The organism is Arenimonas donghaensis DSM 18148 = HO3-R19 (genome assembly GCF_000743535.1).
In the GTDB taxonomy this organism is placed as follows: domain Bacteria; phylum Pseudomonadota; class Gammaproteobacteria; order Xanthomonadales; family Xanthomonadaceae; genus Arenimonas; species Arenimonas donghaensis.
The window spans coordinates 1-3,090 of the sequence record NZ_AVCJ01000026.1 but is presented as its reverse complement, the minus strand read 5'-3'; the positions used below and the strand labels follow the sequence as shown (position 1 = coordinate 3,090).

Below are 3,090 nucleotides of genomic sequence, written 5' to 3'. Positions count from 1 at the left end.
GCGACCGCGCCAGCGTGGCCGCCGCGCGTGCGCGGGTCCCGGCATCGCAGCCCGGCCTGGACGCCATGGCCGAGGCCTGGCGGCAGGCGCTGGCCACCGTCTCGCCCTCGCTGCACCTGCCGCCCGCCGATCCGCTGGCCACGGCCCGGCTGGACCTGGCCGAACAGCTGGCGACGGCACGGGCGCAGCTGACGGACCTGGCCACCGAGCTGGACCGCTCGCGCGGCGAACTCGCGCGTCGCGCCGACTGGGCCTACGCCCTGCAGGCGGACCTCGGCCGCGCCCGCAAACAGCTGGCGGGGTCCGACCAGGCGCGGCAGGCGCTGCTGGAACAGGCCAGCCAACTGCAGGCCCGCATCGCCAGCCTCGACCAGAAGCTCGCCGACGCCTACGGCTATTACCAGCGCGACTGCACCGACCTGGCGCGCCAGCGCGACGTGGCGCTGGCCCAGCGCGATGCCTCGCAGCAGGCGCTGGCCCGCATCGAGTCCTCGCTGGGATGGCGGCTGGCGCGTCGGCCACAACATGCGCTGGATGCGCTGCGCTCAGGCGTCCAGGGCCTGGCCTTCCGGCTGCGCCAGCTGCGCTCGCTGGCCGGCCGCGGCCTGGTCAGCCTGCGCGTGCGCGGTTGGGCGGGTACCTGGAAGCGCTGGCGCCAGCGCCGCGCCGCGCCCAGCGGCGAGACCCGGCTGGTGCCGCCGCGTTCGCCTTCGGCCAGCGGCGCCGCACTGCGCCTGCCGCGGCCGCGGTCGCCGCGCGCGAGCATCATCGTGCCGGTCTACAACCAGCTGCACATGACCCTGGCCTGCCTGCGGGCGCTGGCCGACGCCGGTGACGCCTGCGCCTTCGAGGTCATCGTCGTCGACGATGGTTCGTCCGACGCCACCCCGGAGCTGCTGCCCTCGGTGCCGGGCCTGGTCTTCCACCGCAACCGCGAGAACCTGGGCTTCATCGGCGCCTGCAACGCCGGCGCCGCCAAGGCGCGGGGCGAATTCCTGGTCTTCCTCAACAACGACACGACGGTGCAGCCCGGCTGGCTGGACGCGCTGCTGGCCACGTTTTCGCGCTACCCCGATACCGGCCTGGCCGGCAGCCAGCTGGTCTATCCCGACGGCCGCCTGCAGGAAGCCGGCGGCATCATCTTCGCCGACGGCTCGTGCTGGAACTACGGCCGCTTCGAGGACCCGGCGCACCCGCGCTTCAACTTCGTCCGCGAAGTCGATTACTGCTCGGGTGCCTCGATCGCGATCCGGCGCGAGCTGTTCGAATCGCTCGGCGGCTTCGACGCCCATTACGCGCCGGCATATTACGAAGACACCGACCTCGCCATGCGCGTGCGCCAGCAGGGCCTGAAGGTGCGCTACCAGCCGGCGTCGGTGGTGGTGCACCACGAAGGCGCCACCTCGGGCACCGACACCGGCAGCGGCATCAAGGCCTACCAGGTCGCCAACCAGGCGAAGTTCCAGGAACGCTGGCGCGACGTGCTCGAACGCGAGCACCGGCCGCCGTCGGACGGCGCCGAGCTCGCCAGCGAACGCGGTCGTCGGCGCCGGGTGCTGGTGCTCGACGCGTGCACGCCCACCCCGGACCGCGACTCGGGCTCGCTGCGCATGACCGCGCTGCTCACGCTGCTGCGCGACCAGGGCTGTTCGGTGGTGTTCTTCCCGGAGAACCGCGCCCACGACGGCCGCTACACCCAGGCACTCCAGCAACTGGGCGTGGAAGCCTGGTGGCATCCCTGGCTGGCCGACGTGCCGCGCTGGCTGGCCCAGCACGGCGAGCGCTTCGACCTGGTCATCGGCAGTCGCCACTACGTGCTCGGACCGGTGCTGCCGCTGCTGCGCGCGCAGGCGCCGCGCGCGCGCGTGGTCTTCGACACGGTCGACCTGCACTTCCTGCGCGAGCAGCGCGAGGCCGAACTGGCCGGGGACGCCGCCGGCCTGCGCACCGCCGCGCGCACCCGCAAGGCCGAACTGGCGCTGGTGGCACAGGCCGACCTGACCTGGGTGGTCAGCGAGGCCGAACGGGTCCTGCTGGCCAGCCAGGCGCCGGGCGCGCGCGTGGACGTGGTGTCCAACATCCACGACATCGCCGAACCCGGGCCCGGCTTTGCCCAGCGCGAAGGCCTGCTGTTCGTCGGCGGCTTCCGGCATCCGCCCAACGTCGACGCCGCGCGCTGGCTCGCCGACGAAATCATGCCGCGCATCCATGCCCGCCACCCGGGCCTGGAACTGCACCTGGTCGGCGGCGACGCCGCACCGGACGTGCAGGCGCTGGGCGAGCGGCCCGGGATCCACTTCCACGGCTACGTGCCCGACCTGTCGCCGCTGCTGCACGGCGTCCGGGTGTCGGTGGCGCCGCTGCGCTATGGCGCCGGCGTCAAGGGCAAGGTGAACCAGGCGCTGGCGCACGGCATTCCGGTGGTGGCCACGACCTGCGCGGTCGAAGGCATGCATCTGGTCGATGGCCAGGACGTGCTGGTCGCCGACGACGCCGACGGTTTCGCCGAGGCGGTCCTGCGCCTGCACGACGATGCCGCGCTGTGGACCCGGCTGTCGGAAGGCGGACTGGAAAACACCCGCCGGCACTTTTCCCCCGAGGTGGTGGGCGCGCCGCTGCGGCGCCTGCTCGACGAGCTGCCGGCGCCCTGAATTCAGCCGCCGGCGCGGCGAAGCCGTTCGGCGAACGCGTCCAGCCGCGGGTTCGACGGATCCACTTCGCGGGCCGCCGACAGCGCGCGGCGGGCCAGGGCGAACTCGCTGGCGCCCAGGCGCTCTTCGCCGAAAGCCAGCCAGCGATCGGCCAGCCGGCGTCGCTCGGTGGCCAGGTCATCGCCACCGCGTTCACGCACCGACAGCGCATCCAGGCACGCCTGGGCGGCGCCGAGGCGGTTGCCGGCGAGTTCGTCTTCGAAACAGGCGCGGGCGCGACGGCTGTATTCGTCGAAGCCGCGGCGCACGCCCGGGCTGTCCGGCGCCAACGCGGCGGCGCGGCGCAGCAGGTCCCAGGCGCTGGCGCCGGGCGGGTCGACCAGGTCGCCGGCGCGCATGGCCGCGCGCGCCTCGTCCAGCAAACCCGCCAGTTGGTCGG

1 protein-coding gene and 1 pseudogene are annotated in these 3,090 nt (G+C 73.8%); one reads left to right on the top strand and one right to left on the bottom strand.

Going from position 1 to position 3,090, the window contains the following annotated elements; translation table 11 throughout:
* Positions 1-539 precede the first annotated feature (539 nt).
* On the top strand, positions 540-2,651 hold the full coding sequence (locus N788_RS10120) for a glycosyltransferase (RefSeq protein WP_051924556.1): 2,112 nt from the start codon (positions 540-542) through the stop codon (positions 2,649-2,651).
* 2 nt (positions 2,652-2,653) lie between these two features.
* On the opposite strand, the pseudogene N788_RS14870 reads toward N788_RS10120, so the two are convergent.
* A pseudogene (locus tag N788_RS14870) lies at positions 2,654-3,090 on the bottom strand (hypothetical protein); the annotation flags it as partial.